Raw genomic sequence first — 20,170 nt, forward strand, 5'->3', positions numbered from 1 at the left:
CTCAGTACGCCCCGGAGGGCGCGAGCACGGCCCGGACGGTGCGCAGCAGGATCTGCATGTCCTGCGTGAACGACCAGTTGTCGACGTAGTAGAGGTCCAGGCGCACGGTCTCGTTCCACGAGAGGTCACTGCGGCCGGAGACCTGCCACAGGCCGGTGATCCCGGGGCGGACGGTGAGGCGGCGGCGGGCATCGTCGTCGTAGGCGTCGACCTCATTGGGCAGCGCCGGGCGTGGGCCCACCAGGCTCATGTCCCCGCGCAGCACGTTCCACAGCTGCGGCAGTTCATCCAGCGAGTAGCGGCGCAGGAACCACCCGGCCGGGGTGATGCGGGGGTCGTCGGCCATCTTGAACATGACGTCGTTGCCGCGATCCTGCCCGCCCTCGGCGAGCATCCGCTTCAGACGTTCCTCGGCGTCGGTGACCATGGAGCGGAACTTCAGAAACTCGAAGGGCTCGCCGCCGCGGCCCACGCGCTGCTGCCGGAAGATGATCGGGCCGCCGTCGGTGAGCTTCACGGACAGGGCGATCACCAGCAGCAGCGGGGACAGCACCAGCAGCAGACCGGCGCTGGCGACGATGTCGAACAACCGCTTGGACCACTTCAGCGAGGCGGTGGCCCGCGGAAGGTCCATGTGGACCAGCGGAAGACCCGCCACGGGGCGCATGCGCACGCGGTCGCTGGCGACCTCCGTGAGAGCGGGCACCACGATCACGTCGATCGCGAGGTCCTCCAGCTGCCAGGCGGTGCGGCGAAACTCCTCGGCACTGGCGGCAGACCCGGCGGTGAACAGCAGAACGGCGGGGCGTTCGCGGCGCACCAGCTCCAGCAGATCCGTCTCATCGCCGAGGATCGGGTAGGGGCAGTCCAGGCAGCTCGTCGCATCACCCGGGGGCACGATCACACCGGTGATCTCGTACCCCAGCCAGGTCTCGCGCTGCAGGGTGCTGGCGATCCCGGAGATATGCGGGAGAGTGCCGACGGCCACCACGGCCTGGCGGAAGTGGCCCCGGGTGCGGGAGCGGTTGATAATCAGCCGCCCGATGTACCGGTTGAGCAGCAGCAGCACCGGGCCGACGAGGAAGAACACCACGAAGTAGGCACGGGAGAGCTCGATGCCCATGAGGTACATGGCGGTACCGGTGATACCGGCCGCCGCGAGGCTCGCGTGCAGCACGTTGCGGAAGATCTCCGGCCCCGAGGTGAGCAGGCGCGCGGAGTAACCGCCGAACAGGGAGATCGCCGCCAGCCACGCGGCCAGCAGGATCCAGGAACCGACCGCGACATTCTCAGAGAGGTCACCGGCGTGCCCCAGTCCGGGAACGGACTGGCGCAGCACGTACGCCAGGAGCATCGCCAGGCTGAGCATGAGGAGGTCCGCCGCCACCAAGCAGCCCGCCGCCAGACGCCGCAGGTGACGGATACGGTCGAAACTGGAGAAGCGCTGATCGGGGAGTACACCCTGCACGGAGGCGGGGTCCACGGCTCCGTTCGCCGACGGCGACGCCACGGCATCGTCGATCACTGCCACGGAGACCTCCGTTTCCCCTGAGAACACATCAAACCCTGACCTGCACCACTGCGCACCAGTATCCACCGAGTAGCCATCGAGGCCACGGGCGACGCCGGACACATCACGTCGCCACAGCAGTGTACGGAATGCCCGGTTCAGAGGGTGCGGCCAACCCATCGAGGAGGCCCCTTCGCAAGCCACCGAAGGCCACCACACTGAACGGACACGCCTCGACGGTCGTGGATACCCTCAAACGAGCGACACCGGTGCGATGGAACCCCGCCGGCCCACCGTCCGTAGGAGGCACAGGCCCACGCCAGCGCACACCGACGACCCAAACCAGCGCGTCTTAGAGGCAAGCTGACTCACTGCGCTTTAGGCCGTTTCGCAGCGCCATCCGCTGTGAGCATTAATCGACCCTGAGGTCGAGGAACTCATCCGACTACAATGACAAACACGTCCGCCGACACACCGCATTCCACTACTACCAGGCCACGCCGGGGCGCCTGCCACCACTGATAGAACCCTCGCGGCACAGTTGGCCAACCACACCACTGAGATTACAAACCCACTCGCGAGCTCAAACTTTCCAAGACCAAGTTCGCAGTTCCCGCGGATGCGAGCAACATCGTCATCGAGCCCTCCATACGAGGTACGAGGCACAGCGCTCATCTCCCCCTGCGTTCAGCAGTGTCAGAGACCGTGCACCGCCCACCCTCACAGCACCCTTTGTTACGGAGCAGCAAACCCAACGCATTCTGGCGACGATTGTGATGTCCAACACGTAACAGCACGACCGGATATACCTAGTTCCGAGGCTGCATTTCCGTCGCCTGAGACGGCTCCATCCCTAGACCAACCGCAGAACCGGGATCTCGACGGAGGAGCCGGTACTGGATCCACCCATGCATCAGCCCCCACACTGTCGCCCCGCGGTCTAACACCCCGGCCGGATCCTTCGGCTTGAGGCATACAGCCATAGCCCCCGCCGCAACGATAACCTTTACCAGCTCGAGCACGGGAGGGCGGCGCAGAACTGGCACCTGGTTCCAAGCATGACGAGCGGCTGTCGCACGCGCCAACGCTTGGCCCGCTTTCCTGTTGGCGCGGGCGCGCGCGGCAGGCACGTCAGGGCGAATGTAGAGAATACTCATCGCGCCGCAATCCATGATCGTCAAACCGGCCGCAGACAGACGGTAGCCCAGGTCGTTGTCTTCCCCACCGTCCACGAGTCCTGCATCGAAACCTCCGACTATTCTCAGCGCATTCCTCCGGGCGGCAAAGTTCCCCCCATAAGAGCGGGGCCCATAGCGCCTCGCCCTACTGGGCGCGGAGGAACATCACTGGTCGCCTCGACGAGTAGTTGGAGTTTTTTCTCAAGCGACAAGCCTTCGAGCTCTGCATCCGTTCGCACCACCACCCCCCGGAGACGACCTCGTACTCGTCCAGGAGTCTGGAGGCAAGACGACACCAATCGGGGTGCACCAAATCGTCGTCATCACAAAACGCCAATTTTGCGGCCCGGGCCTCAGCGATCCCACGATTTCGAGCGTAGGCGGCGCCAGGCCTAGTCTGGGCGTCCACGACGCGAATGTCGACCCCTTCCGGAAGTTCGGCCATTGAATCCACGTATTCATTCAGCCATGGGTTTCCGCCATTGTCGCACAGGAGGATTTCTCTGCTAGGGGCGTCGTTTTGATCTACAAGCATCGATAACTGATCTTTCAGCCCTTCACCGCTATCGAAGCACGGGATAATAACGGAAAGTTGAGGCACTTCGGTCACACTACTATTCCTCTCTAAATATGCCGCCGGATCTGTGCCGTTAACCGGGCGGCATTTTTGCGCGGTCACGCTTGGGTCCGAACCCACAACGGGTCCATTTCTACGCTGATTGGCCCGCGGCGAGGAACGATCTCGTGATAAGGCGGAGCAACTACCATCACTCCGGGTGCGAGAGTCTGGGCGATATATGCCCCCAATAGGAGAATGTCGAATTAGCCAGGACTAGAGTTGGCGCAGTAGCGAGCGCCGCGAGATCGTCAAACATATCCTCGCGGCGAGACAACGTCCGGAACTTTCCGGCCACCCGTGTCAGGTTCTCTCGGCACCAGGCCACGTCATCAGAAATCACCAACACGTCGTCGGTTGAGCGGCCGCTACCCCGCACGAGCTCGAGCGCTTCACCGACATGCCCCTCAATGTCGAGGGCGTAGCGCGCGGTAAATTCCGGAACCGTGTAATAATCGCCTCGCCTGACGTTCACGACACACGTCTGCGGCCGCAACTCCGCCCGTACCCGGTCCATCCGCCTCCGAAATGATTCAGAGCTTTCAATAAGACGCCGACAGAACAGCTCGTTGTCTGCCCGTGTGAAGTGGATGCCGAACTTATTAGGATACCCTTCCTTCCGGCGGTCCAAAAAGCGCTGTTCAGCCTCGAGAATGCTCAGCTCACGCAAAAGCGGAAATTCCTGCAACCACGGCACCATTCGGTCGTTCTGCAGAAGGAAAAACGGCTCGCCGTCGTGTAGCGAGATGTAAGCCTCCTGCCACAAGTAGAGCAAGTTGCCGCCGTTGGCTCCCGAGGGGGGCGGACGGTCACACGCCGCCCGAGGCGTTCCCGCACGACATGCAAGGCGGGGCGGACAATCCGCCGTGCTGTGGACCCCGCCAGCGAGCGTGATGCCGTCACGACGTCTCCCTCGGTGCCGCGGAAACCTGTGGCGAAGCATTGTCACTCATGCTTGACCCCGGGATTCCCTCGCCTGTGAAGCCGAAGAGCCACTGAGATCCCCCAAGCGCACCAATTCAGCGAAATCCTTGTTGCTGCGCGTGAGCTCGTCGAACGTTCCCGCGCCGCTGACGCGACCACCCTGGAGAAACACCACCATGTCGACGTTTTTGACCGTCGAAAGGCGGTGGGCTACAACAACGACCGTGACCTCGCCATGAAGGGCGTCGATGGTGTCAGTGATGCGCCGCTCGGTCTCGTTATCGAGGGCGGACGTTGCCTCGTCCAGAACCAGGAGGCGTGGATTGCGGTAGAGCGCTCGCGCGATTCCCACGCGTTGCTTCTGTCCACCGGAGAGTCTGCTCCCCCAGTCTCCTGCTGAGGTTTCCAGGCCCTGGGGCAGCGTCGAGACGAGGTCACCGAGCTGGGACCGGGCGACTACATCGTCCAGGCGAACACGGTCCACCTCTGAGGTGGGCACATCGAACAGGATGTTCTGCAGCACGCTGTCCTCGGTCACGAACACATCCTGGGCTACCATTGCGCATTGACGTTGCCACGCAAGGCGATGCTCCTGCATGTCCTTGCCATCGATCGTGATGCGACCCGACGTGGGAAGGTGAAGACCCAACAGCAGATCGACCATGGTCGTTTTGCCTGCACCTGATCCTCCGACGAACGCGATGGACGACCCGAACGGTATCCGGAGGTCGATTCCCTTTAGAACGTCATCGCGGCCGCCGGGATACCGGAAATATACGTTGTCGAACCGGATTTCGCGGCGGAGCATTGGGGCGGGGGTCTCCCTGCTCGCGATGGACCCCACGGGCGCCACCGACCGCAGCCCTTCACGGCCCATGCCGGTATCGCCCAGGCCCTCGTCAAGGCTATCCAGTTCGTCGTAGACAAGTCTCAGCGAGGGATTGCCGAGACGCAGGTTATTCACCGCGGTGACCAAATTCGAGATGTTCGGAAGAAGGCGGAATCCTGCCGCGACAAAAACAGCGAGTGAACCCACCGCCTGAGCGGCTTCCCCGACGGAAAAGCTGTACACCAAAAGGGCGCCAATACCCAAAATGAAAAGTATCTCCAGGAGATACTTAGTTACGGAAGAATAGTAGTTGCCTAGTCGGGCGCCTTGCTCTAGGGTCCTGACGCCACGCGCGAACCGCCCAATAAAGTATTCTTCCGATTGTCGGAGCTTGATTTCTTTAAAGCCGTTGAGTCCCTGCATGGCCCCAAGAGTCATCTCTACCGAACCGTCGAGGACCTGCTGCCCGGCCGCAGTCAGTTTCGGTTTGACGAACCGTACATAGCTCAGAGCGGCCGCACCGAAGAATATCAGAGCAATAAGTGCTTGGACGGGGGTGGTGACCAGCAACGCGACAACGATAGCAACTACCGTAAGCCCTGCGGAGACCATGTTGATCATGCCCCCGACAACGGACCCGTACACCTGGGATACTGCTGCCGTCATAGTTCGGTAGGACTCGCTTACCGATCGTAGACGATAGCGCGTGTAATCCTCCCTCATGACGGCGCGGAACAGACGGGTGGACAGCTCCGCGCGCTGCCTCGCAATAAACCCAGACTGCCACCAATTGAAGACCATCGTCGCGACGTCTTTGCCAATGAACGTGATCACCACGAACAACACCAGGATCAACCCGTACAGAGTACGGTCAGGCCGTCCGAAAAGGTCCCACAGTATCCCCAGGATGCCAGAATTAAAGGGGGCGCCGGTGGCCAGGTTCACTACCGGAAGCACGATGACGATCGCTGCGGTCTCCATAAGCGCAAGAACCATCGAAATCAGGGCCGCCAGAACCAGCTTGCGCTGGGCGGCGCGGTCCAATACACGCCGCAGCATGCGCCATGTTGACGGGTACTCGTGGGCATCGGTCGGAGTAGCGTCGGCGCTCGTGGCGGGTCCCTTGCTGGTCATGCGTCCTTGATCTCTCCCTCTCCGGCGACCTGTCGCATCGCTTCCCGAATGGCGGTGATGAACCGCTCCTCCGAAAATCGGTCCGTGTGTTGGCGGATGATCTGCGGGTCCCAGGGTGCCCGATCCGCCAGCTTCTGCACACCCTCCCGGATGCTCTCGACCTCTGGTGCGTCGAAGAACACCCCGTTCACCCCCTCCCGGATGGTGTCGAGGTACCCGCCGGCGCGCAGCGCGAGCGTCGGCACCCCGTGGGCTCCCGCCTCGAGGGGAGTAAGGCCGAAGTCCTCATGGCTGGCAGCGATCAGCGCGCGGGCGGTGCCGTAAGCCCAGCGCATTTGGGCGTCGCTGAGCCCCTCGACCAGGCGCACGTTCTGTGGAGCCAGGGCCCGTAGACGCTCCCCCTCAGGCCCCTTGCCGATCACCAGCAGACGCGCCTCGGGCAGATCGCGGAATGCCTCGATCACGCGATCGACGTGCTTGTAGGGCAGCAGTCGGGAGACCACCAGGTAGTGACCGCCCTCGGTGCCGTCGGCCCCGGCCCACCCGGCGAGCTGCGGGATCGGGTCCTTCGACCCCTCGGCCACGGCAGGGCTGAACGGCGGGGGCACCACGGTGGCTGGCAGACCGTAGACGCGGCGGATCCGATCGCGGACCACGGTCGAGTTGGCGAGATAGACGTTGGCGCTCAGGGCCGCGCGACGGTCCCAGATCCGATGCAACGGCGTGACCAGTGCCAGCACGATCCGCTTGGGATCCCAGCGCCCGGCATCCCCCAGGTAGTCCTCCGGTAGGTACAGCCAGCGGGCCGGGGAATGGCAGTACACGACCTTCCGGCCCCGGGTGCGGTACCCGTGCGCCCAGCCCGTCGAGGACGCGACGACCACATCCCCCGGTGGCCGTAGCAGCCACGAGGTGAGGGGGAGGATCGGCAGCGCCAGACGCGGATCTCGCCGGAAGATGCCGATGCTATTCAGGGGGCTGGTGTGGACCACCCGGTCCTGGAACTCGGGGTAGGTCTGGTCGGGCTCATAGAACTGCGTCCAGATCTCCGCCTCCGGGAAGGCCTTCGCCAGGGAGGCGACCACGCGCTCAGCGCCGCCGCGCTGGGTGAGGTAGTCGTGGGCGATGACGACTTTCGGCATGGTCAGAACACCTCCCGGTGATGACGAGCAGTTTTGTAGCCTCCCCAGGCGGCGCCTTCGACGACCACGGCTACCAATTTTCGACCGAGCGCGGGCGGGGCGAATCTCAAAACGAAATCAACAAACCCCCCGACAGCGCGCGGATGCCGGGCCACCACTGGGGAAGCGCAACGAACGGCGATATTCCACAGCGTCCAGTCCGGCGCGGCCGCAGGAAGGGGTGTATCGGGAAACTTGCGCTCGAAAATCCTCCGAGCGGCGCCTGAGTACACAGCCCGCTGAGCCCTTCCGGCCGCCGTAACAGCAGCGACCCGGTGGGGTGTTTCAAGGCTTTGGTCGAGAATAACCGGGAAGCCTTCTCGCCATATCCTGTACCCGTAATCGACATCCTCCCAACCGTAGAGGCGGTAGGTCGGATCGTACTCGCCAACCACTTCCCAGACATGCCGACTGATGGAGCAGTTTCCAGCCCAGTAACGCCACACCTGATCGTCAGGGGTCCTGTAGGCGGCCTCAAGAAACTTCTTCTGGGCTGATTCTCCGTACACCTCGGAGTACCTGGTCTGGGCGAAGACATTGCGATATAGTCCCACAACGCCACAGGAGTGCGCCGAGTGTGCTGCGACGTGCCGTGCCACGTAATCTTGCTGGGGCACGAGGTCGTCGTCGCAGCGTATCAAGATATCCCCTGAAGCTTTCTCAAAGCCAGCATTCAGGGCCGCCACCCTGCCGCGATTCTCCGGGAACTGGATGCACTGGATAGGAAATCTGGTCTCCGATTCGACGATCTTCACCGATCCGTCGTCGACCCCGTCGATCACCACGATCACCTCGAAGGCGGGGGTGCCGGCCTGCTGGTGGGCCAGGGAGTCGAGCAACGCCGGCAGACGCTCGGCGCCGCGGTAGGAGGGGACGATCACGGATGCGACGGGCTGGGTCATGCTCACGGCTCCTGAGTGTCGAGGCCGAGGGGGCAGTGGCGTCTCACCACAGGTCGGCGAGGGTGCGGGCGCGATGCACGAGGGTGTGCTCAGCCAGCGTGCGTCGGCGTCCCGCCTCGCGCAGACGAGCGGCGAGGGAGGCATCCCGTTCCAGTCGGCGGACGTGATCGACGGCTTCTTCGGGGGACTCGAAGACCAGCAGCTCCTCGCCCGGCTCGTAGTGCATAGCGACGTCTTGGCGGTCAATGAGCTGCACTGCCCCCACCCCGCACGCCTCGAAGGTGCGCATGGTGAAGCCGTCCTGGTCCCGGTGAATGTTGAGGGTGGCCCGGCTTGCCGCCATCACGCCGTAGGCCGCGGCCCGCGGCAGGTCGCGGCCCGCAGGGATCGCGGGGCGGGCGCTGCCCCAGGTGCGAGCGCGGTCGCGCAGGTCATGCGACCAGCTACGCCCGTAAGCCCGCACGGGCAACCCAGCCGCCGCGATCGCCTCGAGCACCCGGCTGCGATTCGGGTAGAGCGCGCCAATGAAGGTGGTCTCGTCGGTGGCGGGTCGGTGTGCCACCTCCAGCAGATGGTCGAAACCATCCGGGACGTGCACGGCATCGATCCCCTGCTGCTGAAACGCCAGGCAGTCCAGCGGAGAGTAGCTCGCCACCCGGCCGGGCAGTGTCAGCCGCTCCCGTTCCCACCGGGTGCGGCGCACCTCGTCATACAGCCACAGCACCGTCGCCGCCCCGTGCTGGTCAAAGGCCTCCCAGACGGTATCGGGTAGCACGTCACCTTTGATGACGAGCACCACGTCGGGATGCACCGTGCGCACGGCCTCGATCACACCCCGCGCCGCACGCTGTTCACGCTGCGCGGTGGTGTCGCGCCCAACCTGCTCCGGCAGCTCCAGAACGAGCTTGTTATGAAGCTTCGCACCGACCCCCGCGAACTTGTCATACAGGTGCGTGGTGACGTCGAACCCGAGCTCCGTGAACGCCGCCGCGACGGCGGCGTCGTACCCGTGGAACGAGGGGCTGACAATCAGCAATCGCCGAGGGGCCACGACGCGACGCACTTCGCTAGCGGATCTCTGAGAGTCGCCTCCCGGTTGCCCCGGCGGGCACGGGCTGTTCTCCCAGGAAGAGCGGATGAAGTCCGCGACCGCGTCCTGCGGGGAGATTCGCGGCAGCGGGCCACCGAGCTCGCGGACGCGGCTCATGTCGGCGTTGGCGTCCTGGATGTCCCCCGCGCGGTGCACTTCCACGTGCTCGATCGGCACCTTCGGCCCGGGGGACCCGGCGATGGAGTATTCGGCGAGCTGCAGCAGGGTGATGCGCTGCCCGGTGCCGGCGTTGACCACCAGCTCCCCGCCGTCCCGCACTGACGTCAGGACCCACGCGATGATCCGAGTGACATCCTGCACGTGGACGAAGTCGCGGGTCTGGGAGCCGTCGCCGTAGATCGACAGGGGGCGGCCCTCCCGCAGTCGGGCGAGGAACGCGGCGAGGACACCGGTGTATGGGTTGTGGAGGGCCTGGCCCGGGCCGATGACGTTCTGGGGGCGGACGATGCCCAGACCCACCCGGCCGGCGATCTCCTGGCGGGCGGCCTCCTCGGCGAGCGACTTGGTCTCCCCGTACACCGAGACGGGGCGGTGGGGGTCGTCCTCGGTGGAGTCCGCGGGCACGGCGCGTTCGCAGCAGACGGCCCCGAAGGTGGTGGCGTGCTCGGGGCACTCGTGGCGACCCTCCCCGTAGACGGCGCGGGAGCTGAGCGACACCAGCGGCACACCTCGGCGCACAGCCTCTCGGGCGGCAAGGCGGGTGCCCTCGACGTTCGCGCGGTGGTAGCGGTCCTGTTCGTACATCGACTGGCCGGTACCGGTCTCCGCGGCGAGATGGATGATCGCCTCGATGTCGTCCCCCGGCTGCGCCCAGGCGGCTTCGTCACTGACGTCGCCGCGATGGACGGCACCGGGGAAGGCCTCTGCAGCGGCCTCCGGATCCAGGTGCACCTGCGGATGGAGCGAGTCGAGTGCGGCGACCTGGTGGCCGTCGGCGACGAGCAGGCGGGCGAGATGCTGCCCGATGAAGCCCGCCCCGCCGGTGATGAGTAGGGTCATGATCCCTCGTGCGTCCTTCGGCGTGCTTGGCTGAAACGGCGTATTCCGGTCACGATGGTAACGGGCCGGTCACCACCGACCGCGCCGCCTGACGAGAGTCACAGAGCACGAGTCGCAACGGAGAAGAGGTCCTGGGTTGTCCCTCACAGGTCACGCCGCGCGCCGCATCGCCACCCTGCGCCCCTCTCTGCGCTGGCACCTGTCCGCGGCGATGTCCCGGACCGTCTACTCCGCCGCCTTCGCGCGCTTCGGCGCTCGATCAGTGATCGTCGCCCCCCGCTCACTGCGGAACCTCGACCGCATCTCCATCGGTGAGGACGTGGTGGTGTTCACCGGAGCGTGGCTCGACGCCGAGCCCGGCCATTCAGGCCCCCTGAGTATCGGCGACGGCACCTATCTGGGCAACAACTGCCATCTCCACGCGGTCTCGGACGTCACCATCGGGCGGGGCTGCGTCTTCGCCGACAACGTCTTCGTCTCCTCCAGTGAGCACGGCCGCACCGATCGACACGAGATCCGCGACGCCGGAACGGTGACGATCGGCGACCACGTGTTCCTCGGGCAGAACGTCTGCGTGCTCGGTGGCGTGACCATCGGCGACGGCGCCACCGTGGGTGCCGGGGCCGTCGTCACCCGGGATGTCGCCCCCGGGGAGGTCGTCGGCGGTGTCCCGGCGCGTCCGTTGCGCTCCACCCCGCGCTGACCTTCAGTGCCGGCGCGGCCCCAGCCCGGCCCGGAGGTGGGCCGCCCACCGCACCGCCTGCCGAGCGAGGGCACGGTTCCCGCCCCGACGGCGCGCCGCCACGAGAGTGCGCGGAAGCGAAAGGGTTTCCCACAGCAGGTATCCCCGCTCCAGCTGCGCGGCATAGAGCTCAGGATGGCGGCGCCAGATCTCCACTTCGGCCAGCGACCCCAGATAGACCTTGCGGAGAATCTGCCGCGGATCGGTGGTGGCGCGGAAGTACACGACCATGTCGGGGGCGGGGATTATCCGAGCTCCCGCGAGGTTCATACGCAGGGAGAACTCGGAGTCGTCCCCGCCATATCGCGGCAGGGTCTCGTCGAACCCACCGAGTTCCTGGAGCAGGCTACGCCGCATCACCATGTTGCAACCGATCACACCGCCTCCACGAGCGGTCGCGACGTAGGCGGACCGGGGTAGCAAGGGCGCTCCCGGGTCGAATGGAGTGCGCAGTTCACGCAGTGCCCCTCCGGCGCAATCGGCGCCGCCGTCGAGGGCGCGGATGCCCTGCTCCACCCAATCCTCCGCCACCCGATCGTCGGCATCGCAGAAGAGGATCAGAGATCCGACCGCAGCGGCCACACCCGCATTACGGGCGTGCGGCACTCCCGCAACGGCCGAGGCATCGACCCGGCGAAGCGGCACGGGAAAAGCCGCAGCACGGGAATCCACCAGCGCGGCCGTGCCGTCCGTCGAGCCGTTGTCGGCGATGATCAGCTCCCACCGGGCGGTGGTGCGCTGCGCCGCCAGGGCGTCGAGCTGCTCACCCAAGGTGCCGGCGTTGTTGTACGCAGTGATCACCACACTGGCGTCCAGGGACTCAGTCATGATGCACTCCTCGGAAGATCGGGGACGAGGTGGCCCGTGCGCTACTCGGCCACGCGCATCCCCGCCAAGTCTAGCCTCGATGTTTCATGGGGCTGGTGAGCGGGGACGGTCGGCGTCGTTGCCGGTGTTGAGCTGCTGATTGTGGCATTCGGGTATGACAGATCGTCGCAGTGTCCGTTGCGGGCGGTCGGGTTCCACTCCCGAGAGGTTGATGCTGGTCGGTGGGGCGGGTGGTCTCGCCGGGTTAGGTCTGTGCGACGGTGGTGCGGAGCCGGTTGACGCCGGTCAGGACCCTCACGGCTTCGGGTGCATGTTCGGCGAGGTGGAGGACCTTGTGCCGGGCGCGGCGCACGAGGGTCGCGGGGATCTCGAACAGCCGTGCGCGGAGCCGTTTGGGCTCCCACTTCCGTGCATCATGGCCGGTCAGCGCGATGGTCTGCATCCAGGCGACGAGCTCGCTGGCGAGCTGGACGATCTGGCACCAGACCTGGTTCTGCGCGAAGCCCTGCAACGGGAACTTCTCAAGGCCCATGTCCTTGGCGTTACGGATCCGGTCCTCGCAGCGTGCACGGCGACGGTGCCGCAGCTCCAAGACCGGGAGCTGGCCGCGCGGGGAGTTGGTCGCGAACGCGGTGATGCGCATCCCCTCGTGATCGGTGATCCGCAGCTGCGCCCCAGGATGAGGACGTTCCTTCCGCACGATCACCCGCATCCCGGCAGGCCACCCGGACAGGTCCAGCAGTCCGGTCAGCTCCGCCACCCACGCCCCCTCGCGGATCCCGTCGGTATCGGTGTCATAGGCGGGAGTCCACGCCTGCGCCTCATCGATACGTTCCAGCAGGTCAGGGGTGTTCGCGGGGAGGGTGAACCCGACTGAGTAGGCCAGACGCTGCCGCTGGAGCCAGGCCAGGAAGTCCTTGGTGCCGCCGGCTCCGTCGGTGCGGATCAGGATCTTCTTCGACCCCCGCCCGCCCCGGGCCAGCAGGCCCGCAGGCAGCTGCGCGAGGGCCTGCCGGGTGACGGTGATGTGATCAGCGGCGGTGTTCGAGCCGGCGTTGCCGGGGCGCAGGTGGATCGCCAGTGGTTCCCCGGTCCCTTCGCTGCCGTGGTCCAGGAACGCGCACAGAGGGTGGTATCCGAAGCCGCGTTTGAACGTCGGTGCGGCCTGCTCCTTCTCACTGTGGACGTTGATCAGGGTGGCATCGAGGTCGACGACCAGCGGGTTCTTCGCACTGACCCCCGCAGCCGGGGAATGCGCTCCGGCGAGGGTCCAGGCTCTTTCCCGCGCGGCCCGGCGGGCCTGGGAGATCGCCTCGATCACGGTGGGCGCGTCCTGGGCGAGGGTGGTGAGCGTGCGGGAGATCGTGGGGGTCGAGGCGACGTCTCCGAACAGGTCCGGTTCGCATCGCAGCAGATCAGTATCCGAAGCGTGCTCGCCGCCGATTGCGAGAGTGAGTGCGAGGTCCAGCAGGACCTTCGCCGCGTGGTGCTCGGCCAGCGGTTTCGTCCAAGGAGCCAGTGCTTCCCGCAGCGAAGAGGCGAGGCCGGTGGCGTGGATCGTGTCGGTCAGCAGCACCGCGCCGGCGTGTGAGACCGCGGGGACCTCAGCGATGTCCACGCGCGGGCGGGGGTAGAAGAACAAGGTAGGGTGGGACACCTGAAAGGTGCTCCTTCCAGCGGATGGGTACGGGTCTCAACACCTCGTATCATCCCAGGCCAGGAGCACCTTTCGCCATTCATTCCGCCGGTCGAGACCACACCCCCGTGAAATCTCGAGGCTAGAGTGACAGAGAGAGCGCCCGCGGAGCGCGGGAGGTCGGCGAGCAGGAGTGCCACGCGCTGGCGCCCGGCCGAGGGGGAGAATTCCCGTTCCCACCGTCGACGAGCTCGCTTGAGCTCAGGGCCCAGGGAATCAGGCCCACTTTCCCGCAGCAGGCGAAAGAGAGCCCGCGCAAGATCCGCGGAATCGCCGGGCCGCACGACCCACGGGTGCTCCGATCCGGTGACCTCGGGGAGCGCGCCGCTGCGGCTGATCACGAAGGGGATGCCGGCGGCCATCGCCTCGGCGGCCACCAGCCCGAAGGGTTCCTCCCAGACGGAGGGGAACACTGCGACGTCGATGCCGGCGAAGAACTCCGTGCGGTCCACCCAGCCGAGTCGCTCCACGGCGTCCCCGAGGGGTGCCAGCGCTGCGGAGATGACGCGGTCATCCTCCGCATCCCCGAAACGGTTGGCCCCGGCCAGGACGAGACGGACATCGAGGCCGTGCTCCCGACGCAGGCGATCGACTGCCTCGGCCAGAACATGGACTCCCTTGTCCCGCGTGAGGCGCCCGAGGAAGCCGATCCGCACCGGCCCCCGCTCAGGCAGCGGGCGAGGGCGGAAAGATATCTCCTCGGTCCAGTTGTGCAGCACCGTGCCACCGCCGAGCCGGCCACGCATGAACTCGGAGATCACCACGGTGCGACGCGCGCCGAACTGCGCGATCCGAGCGGCCGGCCGCTGCAGCCCCTCGGGGACGATGTGCAGATGCACCAGCCGCGGACCGATGCCCGCGGTGGCGAGGGAGGGCACCAGCCCGTTGCACCACAGCGGCAGATCGCGGTGACGCAGTCTCCACCGCAGGAGCGCCACCATCCAGGCGCGGCGACCCTCGGCCGGCAGTGCCTCCACGGCGAAACCGCGATCTCGGGCTTCGCTCACGAGGTCACCGGGGCCGGTGGGGCCCAGCACCAGCACCTCGATGCCCAGGGACCGGAGGGCCTCGGCGATGTTCAACAACATCACCTCACCCCCACCGATGTCACCGTTGTTGGTGGCGATCGCGACGCGCGCAGAGGGCATCGTTTCTCCCGTACACATCGCAGGTAAGGCGGACAATCGGGACCCTAGCGTAGCCAGTCCCGAGACGGTCACGCCCGTTCGGAACCGTCTACACTGGCGCCGACTTGCCGCAGTCTGCTCCAAGCCTGGGGCACCGCTTCCAAGCCCGCACCTTGAGGTGGCCGTTCCATGACCATTTTGCTGACCCGGGGCGTCGGTTTCATCGGCCAACACCTGGCGCGCCGTCTGCGCGCCGGTGGGCATGGGCTGTACGCCCTGGATTCCCTGAGCACACAGGTGCACCAAGTTCCACAGGGCGCGGTGCGCGCGCTCAAGCGCTGGCAGGCGCCGCCGGTGTCACTCAGTTCCCGCGCCATCTACGATGAGGGTCGCCACGAATCTCGCGAGCTCGAGACCACCTTCGGCACCGTGTGCTGTAAGCGTCCCGTCTCGGTGGATTCGCGGGAGACCGATAAGCATGGTCCCGTCTCCGTGTATACGGACTGGAACGCCGCCCGGGGCCGACTCGACCGCATGGGCCTCCGCCTCGGAGGAGCTCACCTCCATGGGTCTCGCCTCGGGAACAGACACTGGCATGACCGCGCCTGCCGCGGAGAAGGAAGGACGCTGACATGAGCCGCCTCGCCGAGCGCGTCGCCAACGCGCCGTCCACCCTACGCTGGTACACCGCCCGGGCGCTGAGCCACACCGTCCACCGCGCGGCTCTCGGCCACTTGGGTGAGGGCGCGACCATCGTGGCACCGCGACGTCTCCAGGGCCCAGACGCGATCAGCATCGGCGCGCACACCCTGATCCGAGAGAATTCCTGGCTGGCCACAGAGTCAGGCGGCACCCTCAGCATCGGCGCGAACTGTTACATCGGCCATGACGCCCACCTGCACGCCATCGACCGCGTCATGATCGGCACCGATTGCGTCCTGGCCGACGGTGTGTTCATCGCCTCCACGGACCACGACCGGGAGAACCGCCATGCGGTGCACGGCACCGGTCCGATCATGATCGGGGACCGCGTGTTCATCGGGCAGCGTGCGATAGTACTGGGCGGTGTGACCATTGGGGACGGCGCCACTATCGCCGCCGGGGCGGTCGTCACCCGCGACGTACCCGCCGGGGCCGTGGTGGCCGGGGTGCCGGCCAGGCCGCTGCAGCATCCCCGGGGGCAGGAATGATCCTCGATTCCCCCGTGGGCAGGTGACACCTACTCGCCGAGTTATCGCGAGATCCCGGCCAGCGGGGCTCACTCGCCAGGAGTTGAAGAAGACCCCTGACGGCCCCATTGCACACAGTGGAAAGATCATGGGCGCCCCCGGAGAAAATTGACATTACGCCGGGCGTAAGCAGGGCATGACGCACGCTCCTTCTCCGCCTCTAGGCACCATCGGTTCCTCGAGGATCACTTGATTGTCCTCGGCCCGAGTCTCCGGAGCTGCCGGTCCCAGCTCGCCTTTGAGTGCTCGGTCACGATCCTCAAACGTCATTACCGGAACAGACTCGGCGCCTGCTCCCGTGAAAGAGACCATCGATGAGCCATTGACTGGAGGACAGTGCGATCATGACGTCCGATCCCGGTTCCCCGGCACGTGTTCTCGACTCAGCTAGGCGATGCCGCGCCCGTACCCAGCCCCAGCGTAAGCGCGCCCGCAATCATCCCGCGGCAACGTTCTCCAGGATTGCGCTCACCACCGCGATCCCTCCGCGACTTCGGGGCCTCCTGTCAGAACCCCGGCGTACACCTGCGCAACCTGCGCGGCCATGCCCGCGACGGTCGGCACGGACGCGGGCAGTTCCGGCCGGACGGCCAGGTCCTGCCCCTGCTCGACCATGATCCGGGCCAGCGCGGCGTCGTCATCGAAGGGCGCGATGCATCGCGGCGGCAGCATCTCGGGGTTGCCGCCGATCGGGCTGGCCGCCACCCCCATGCCGTGCACCACGGCATCCAGCAGGGTGTAGGAGAAATTGTCGGATTTCGACGGCTGCACGATCACGTCGTGCCCGTCCATCGTCGTGACCGGGTCGACGAAACCAGGGAACTCGACCCGGTCGGCGATGCCGAGGTCTCGGGCCAGGTCCCGCAGGGACGGCGCCTCCGGCCCCTCCCCTGCAATGGTCAGCCGCGCCTCGGGATGCTCGACCGCGACCAGCGCGAAGGCCCGCAGAGTGGCCTGCACGTTCTTCTCCGGCGACAGTCGCGTCAGCGACAGGAATCGCAGCCCCGGGTGCCGCTGCGGCGGGCTCTCGAGCCGGTCCACACCGTTGTGCACCACGGTGATCGGAACGCTCGTGTGCCACCAGCGGCGCATGTCTCGGGCGGTGGAGTCACTGACCGCCATCGCGGCACCGACGCGGCGCAGCCGCAGATGGTGCACAGTCTCCATTGCCATGGCCTTCGGGCGGGAGCCGTGGAACATGAACCGGTCCGGTGGGATGTGATGCTCGGTGGTGACCAGGCGGGTGGGCAGGGCAGCGGCAGCGAGGGTGGCGAGGATGTCCGCCTTCGCCAGGTGGGAGTGGACGATCGCCGGGCGCAGGTGCCGGATGAGCGCCCGTAGCGCCGCCACCGCTCGCGGCACCGACGCCTCATCCAGCGGGAGCGGCACCACCGGGGTGCCGAGGGCGCGCAGCTCCTCCAGCAGCGGCCCCTCCGGCCCCGTGACGACGATCCGCCAGCCGGGGATCCCCACCCGGGCAAGGTCGATCACATGGCGGGCGACCCCGGCGAGGTTCGACACCGGCGTGACGATCAAGGTGGTGGGGGTGGGAGTGGGCGTGCTGGCGCTGGGACGGTCTGACGGGGTGCAGGCGCTCATCGGGGTCCTCCCTGGTCGGATCAGACGGGCCACAGCTCGGTGAGCTGGGCGGCCCGGTGGGTGAGGGTGTGTTCGGCGAGGGTGCGGCGCCGCGCCGCCTCCCGCATCCGGGCCGCGCGGGCGGGGTCCGCGAGAAGACGCCGGGTGACCTCCACGATTCCGTCGGACCCGTCGGCGCCGTCGAACACCTCGACCTCCACCCCCGGTTCGTAGTAGCGGGAGACCTCGGTCCGGTCTACCAGCTGCACTCCGCCGACCCCGGCGGTCTCGAAGGTGCGGATGGTGAAACCGTCCTGGTCACCATGGATGTTCAGCGTCGCAGCGGAGGCTGCCATCACCCCGTATGCGTCGGCCCGCCCGAGATCCCGGCCCGACGGCAGACCCGGGGTGCGCCACCTCCACGTGCGCAGCCGATCCTGCCATGCCCCCGACCAGTCCCGGCCGTAGACCCGTACGGGCACCCCGGCCTCGGCGAGGGTCATCAGCAGCTGCTCCCGGTTGGGATAACGGGCACCGATGAAGCTGGTGGCATCCACCCGGGGCGGGTGGGGATCGTCAGGGAGTCGTCGAACCCGAGTGGCACATGCACCGCGTCGATGCCCCGCGCCCGCAGCGCCTCGGTGTCGAGCGGCGAATAGCTGGCGACGCGGCCGGGATGGTGCACGTCGGCCGTACCGTCGGCCCACCGGGTGCGGCGCAGCTCGTCATACAGCCACAGCACCGAGGGGATCCGCCGACGGTCCAGCTCCTCCCACACATCGGCGTGGAGGACGTCCCCCTTGATCACCAGCACCAGGTCCGGGGCGGTGTCGCGGATGGCCTGTAGGGAGCGGGCGCTCGCGTCGGCGGCACGGGCGGCGCTGGTGGAACGCCCGAGGCGTTCGGGTAGCTCATACCGGGCCTTCGTGCGGACTTTCTGACGCAGTGTGGCATTGACGTCGTAGAGGTGAGTGACCACGTCGAAACCCTGGCGTTCGAACCCGATCGCGATCGCACGGTCGTAGTCGTGGAAGGCGGGGCTGAGCACAAGCCTCGAGATTTCACGGGGGTGTGGTCTCGACCGGCGGAATGAATGGCGAAAGGTGCTCCTGGCCTGGGATGATACGGGTTGTTCAGATTCGTATTGATCCGCTGGAAGGAGCACCTTTCAGGTGTCCCACCCTACCTTGTTCTTCTACCCCCGTCCGCGGGTGGACGTCGCTGAGGTCCCGGCGGCCGCGCATGCGGGCGCTGTGCTGCTGACCGACACGATCCACGCCACCGGCCTCGCTGCTTCGCTGCGGGAAGCTCTGGATCCGTGGACGAAACCGCTGGCCGAGCACCACGCGGCGAAGGTCCTGCTGGATCTCGCACTCACTCTCGCGATCGGCGGGGAGCATGCTTCGGATGCTGATCTGCTGCGTTGCGAGCCGGGCCTGTTCGGTGACGTCGCCTCGGCCCCCACGATCTCCCGCATGCTCACCACGCTGGCTGAGGACGCGCCCACCGTGATCGAGGCGATCTCCCAGGCCCGCCGGGCCGCGCGTGAAAGAGCCTGGACCCTCGCCGGAGACCATTCCCCGGCTGCGGGGGTCAGTGCGAAGAACCCGCTGGTCATCGACCTCGATGCCACCCTGATCAACGTCCACAGTGAGAAGGAGCAGGCCGCACCGACGTTCAAACGCGGGTTCGGCTATCACCCTCTGTGCGCGTTCCTGGACCACGGCAGCGAAGGGACCGGGGAACCGCTGGCGATCCAGCTGCGCCCCGGCAACGCCGGCTCGAACACCGCCGCTGATCACATCACCGTCACCCGGCAGGCTCTCGCGCAGCTGCCTGCGGGCCTGCTGGCCCGGGGCGGGCGGGGGTCGAAGAAGATCCTGATCCGCACCGACGGGGCCGGCGGCACCAAAGACTTCCTGGCCTGGCTCCAGCGGCAGCGTCTAGCCTACTCAGTCGGGTTCACCCTCCCCGCGAACACCCCTGACCTGCTGAAACGCCTCGACGAGGCGGAGGCGTGGACCCCCGCCTACGACACCGAGGACGAGGGGATCCGCGAGGGGGCGTGGGTGGCGGAGCTGACCGGGCTGCTGGACCTGTCCGGGTGGCCTGCCGGGATGCGGGTGATCGTGCGGAAGGAACGTCCTCATCCTGGGGCGCAGCTGCGGATCACCGATCACGAGGGGATGCGCATCACCGCGTTCGCCACCAACTCCCCGCGCGGCCAGCTCCCGGTCTTGGAGCTGCGGCACCGTCGCCGTGCACGCTGCGAAGACCGGATCCGTAACGCCAAGGACATGGGCCTTGAGAAGTTCCCGTTGCAGGGTTTCGCGCAGAATCAGCTCTGGTGCCAGATCGTCCAGCTCGCTAGCGAGCTCGTCGCCTGGATGCAGACCATCGCGCTGACCGGCCATGATGCACGGAAGTGGGAGCCCAAACGGCTCCGCGCGCGGTTGTTCGAGATCCCCGCGACCCTCGTGCGCCGCGCCCGGCACAACCTCCTCCACCTCGCCGAACATGCACCCGAAGCCGTGAGGGTCCTGACCGGCGTCAACCGGCTCCGCACCACCGTCGCACAGACCTAAC

16 protein-coding genes are annotated in these 20,170 nt (G+C 66.7%); 3 read left to right on the top strand and 13 right to left on the bottom strand.

What is annotated here, in order from left to right:
- Nucleotide 1: 1 nt before the first annotated feature.
- The 7 genes from JSY14_RS06195 to JSY14_RS06225 all read right to left on the bottom strand — a co-directional run bounded on the left by JSY14_RS06195 (nt 2) and on the right by JSY14_RS06225 (nt 10,384).
- On the bottom strand, nt 2-1,531 hold the full coding sequence (locus JSY14_RS06195; RefSeq protein ID WP_259557920.1) for a sugar transferase: 1,530 nt from the start codon (nt 1,529-1,531) through the stop codon (nt 2-4).
- 1,302 nt (nt 1,532-2,833) lie between these two features.
- Nucleotides 2,834-3,385: a glycosyltransferase family 2 protein gene (locus JSY14_RS06200; RefSeq protein WP_349773593.1), complete on the bottom strand. Its 552-nt coding sequence runs from the start codon at nt 3,383-3,385 to the stop codon at nt 2,834-2,836.
- A 70-nt stretch (nt 3,386-3,455) separates the two neighbouring features.
- Nucleotides 3,456-4,079, bottom strand: a complete 624-nt coding sequence (locus JSY14_RS06205) for an alpha-1,2-fucosyltransferase (RefSeq protein WP_259557921.1) — start codon at nt 4,077-4,079, stop codon at nt 3,456-3,458.
- Between the two features lie 174 nt (nt 4,080-4,253).
- Nucleotides 4,254-6,191, bottom strand: a complete 1,938-nt coding sequence (locus JSY14_RS06210) for an ABC transporter ATP-binding protein (protein ID WP_259557922.1) — start codon at nt 6,189-6,191, stop codon at nt 4,254-4,256.
- Complete coding sequence (locus JSY14_RS06215; RefSeq protein ID WP_259557923.1) at nt 6,188-7,333, bottom strand: glycosyltransferase; 1,146 nt, start codon at nt 7,331-7,333, stop codon at nt 6,188-6,190. Before JSY14_RS06215 ends, JSY14_RS06210 begins: the two co-directional genes overlap by 4 nt.
- A 2-nt stretch (nt 7,334-7,335) precedes the next feature.
- Entirely contained in the window at nt 7,336-8,274 is a 939-nt protein-coding gene (locus JSY14_RS06220; RefSeq protein WP_259557924.1) for a glycosyltransferase family 2 protein, read from the bottom strand.
- 43 nt (nt 8,275-8,317) lie between these two features.
- Entirely contained in the window at nt 8,318-10,384 is a 2,067-nt protein-coding gene (locus JSY14_RS06225) for an NAD-dependent epimerase/dehydratase family protein (protein ID WP_259557925.1), read from the bottom strand.
- 211 nt (nt 10,385-10,595) lie between these two features.
- On the opposite strand from JSY14_RS06225, the gene JSY14_RS06230 reads away from it, so the two are divergent.
- Complete coding sequence (locus tag JSY14_RS06230) at nt 10,596-11,087, top strand: acyltransferase (protein ID WP_432803650.1); 492 nt, start codon at nt 10,596-10,598, stop codon at nt 11,085-11,087.
- Nucleotides 11,088-11,090: 3 nt separating this feature from the next.
- Here JSY14_RS06230 and JSY14_RS06235 read toward each other — a convergent pair whose 3' ends face one another.
- The 3 genes from JSY14_RS06235 to JSY14_RS06245 all read right to left on the bottom strand — a co-directional run bounded on the left by JSY14_RS06235 (nt 11,091) and on the right by JSY14_RS06245 (nt 14,798).
- Nucleotides 11,091-11,954: a glycosyltransferase gene (locus JSY14_RS06235; RefSeq protein WP_259557927.1), complete on the bottom strand. Its 864-nt coding sequence runs from the start codon at nt 11,952-11,954 to the stop codon at nt 11,091-11,093.
- A gap of 244 nt (nt 11,955-12,198) precedes the next feature.
- Entirely contained in the window at nt 12,199-13,611 is a 1,413-nt protein-coding gene (locus JSY14_RS06240; RefSeq protein ID WP_432803606.1) for an IS1380 family transposase, read from the bottom strand.
- Nucleotides 13,521-14,798 (bottom strand): glycosyltransferase family 4 protein, encoded by a 1,278-nt coding sequence (locus tag JSY14_RS06245; protein WP_259557928.1) that lies wholly within the window; start codon nt 14,796-14,798, stop codon nt 13,521-13,523. The genes JSY14_RS06240 and JSY14_RS06245 overlap by 91 nt, the downstream gene beginning before the upstream one ends.
- A gap of 611 nt (nt 14,799-15,409) precedes the next feature.
- On the opposite strand from JSY14_RS06245, the gene JSY14_RS12410 reads away from it, so the two are divergent.
- On the top strand, nt 15,410-15,967 hold the full coding sequence (locus JSY14_RS12410; protein ID WP_285892255.1) for an acyltransferase: 558 nt from the start codon (nt 15,410-15,412) through the stop codon (nt 15,965-15,967).
- Nucleotides 15,968-16,474: 507 nt separating this feature from the next.
- Here JSY14_RS12410 and JSY14_RS06260 read toward each other — a convergent pair.
- Genes JSY14_RS06260 through JSY14_RS06270 form a run of 3 tightly spaced genes read right to left on the bottom strand, consistent with a single transcriptional unit; the run spans nt 16,475 to nt 18,632 of the window.
- Nucleotides 16,475-17,605 carry a glycosyltransferase family 4 protein gene (locus tag JSY14_RS06260; RefSeq protein WP_259557929.1) on the bottom strand — a complete coding sequence of 377 codons (1,131 nt, stop codon included), beginning with the start codon at nt 17,603-17,605 and terminating at the stop codon, nt 16,475-16,477.
- 20 nt (nt 17,606-17,625) lie between these two features.
- On the bottom strand, nt 17,626-18,087 hold the full coding sequence (locus tag JSY14_RS06265; protein WP_259557930.1) for a glycosyltransferase family protein: 462 nt from the start codon (nt 18,085-18,087) through the stop codon (nt 17,626-17,628).
- Nucleotides 18,087-18,632, bottom strand: a complete 546-nt coding sequence (locus JSY14_RS06270) for a CgeB family protein (protein WP_259557931.1) — start codon at nt 18,630-18,632, stop codon at nt 18,087-18,089. The genes JSY14_RS06265 and JSY14_RS06270 overlap by 1 nt, the downstream gene beginning before the upstream one ends.
- Before the next feature lie 124 nt (nt 18,633-18,756).
- Here JSY14_RS06270 and JSY14_RS06275 point away from each other — a divergent pair, with 124 nt between their 5' ends.
- Nucleotides 18,757-20,169, top strand: coding sequence for an IS1380 family transposase (locus JSY14_RS06275; RefSeq protein ID WP_432803607.1), 1,413 nt, complete (start codon nt 18,757-18,759; stop codon nt 20,167-20,169).
- The last annotated feature ends 1 nt before the right edge of the window (nt 20,170 follow it).

Source organism: Brachybacterium sillae, assembly GCF_025028335.1.
Classification (GTDB): domain Bacteria; phylum Actinomycetota; class Actinomycetes; order Actinomycetales; family Dermabacteraceae; genus Brachybacterium; species Brachybacterium sillae.

What these genes read in the sequence shown, in the direction of transcription:
- JSY14_RS06210 (WP_259557922.1), bottom strand. Translation starts at nt 6,191, where the DNA reads ATGACCAGCAAGGGACCCGCCACGAGCGCCGACGCTACTCCGACCGAT.
- JSY14_RS06215 (WP_259557923.1), bottom strand. Translation starts at nt 7,333, where the DNA reads ATGCCGAAAGTCGTCATCGCCCACGACTACCTCACCCAGCGCGGCGGC.
- JSY14_RS06220 (WP_259557924.1), bottom strand. Translation starts at nt 8,274, where the DNA reads ATGACCCAGCCCGTCGCATCCGTGATCGTCCCCTCCTACCGCGGCGCC.
- JSY14_RS06225 (WP_259557925.1), bottom strand. Translation starts at nt 10,384, where the DNA reads ATGACCCTACTCATCACCGGCGGGGCGGGCTTCATCGGGCAGCATCTC.
- JSY14_RS06230 (WP_432803650.1), top strand. Translation starts at nt 10,596, where the DNA reads ATGTCCCGGACCGTCTACTCCGCCGCCTTCGCGCGCTTCGGCGCTCGA.
- JSY14_RS06235 (WP_259557927.1), bottom strand. Translation starts at nt 11,954, where the DNA reads ATGACTGAGTCCCTGGACGCCAGTGTGGTGATCACTGCGTACAACAAC.
- JSY14_RS06245 (WP_259557928.1), bottom strand. Translation starts at nt 14,798, where the DNA reads ATGCCCTCTGCGCGCGTCGCGATCGCCACCAACAACGGTGACATCGGT.
- JSY14_RS12410 (WP_285892255.1), top strand. Translation starts at nt 15,410, where the DNA reads ATGAGCCGCCTCGCCGAGCGCGTCGCCAACGCGCCGTCCACCCTACGC.
- JSY14_RS06260 (WP_259557929.1), bottom strand. Translation starts at nt 17,605, where the DNA reads ATGAGCGCCTGCACCCCGTCAGACCGTCCCAGCGCCAGCACGCCCACT.
- JSY14_RS06265 (WP_259557930.1), bottom strand. Translation starts at nt 18,087, where the DNA reads ATGACCCTCGCCGAGGCCGGGGTGCCCGTACGGGTCTACGGCCGGGAC.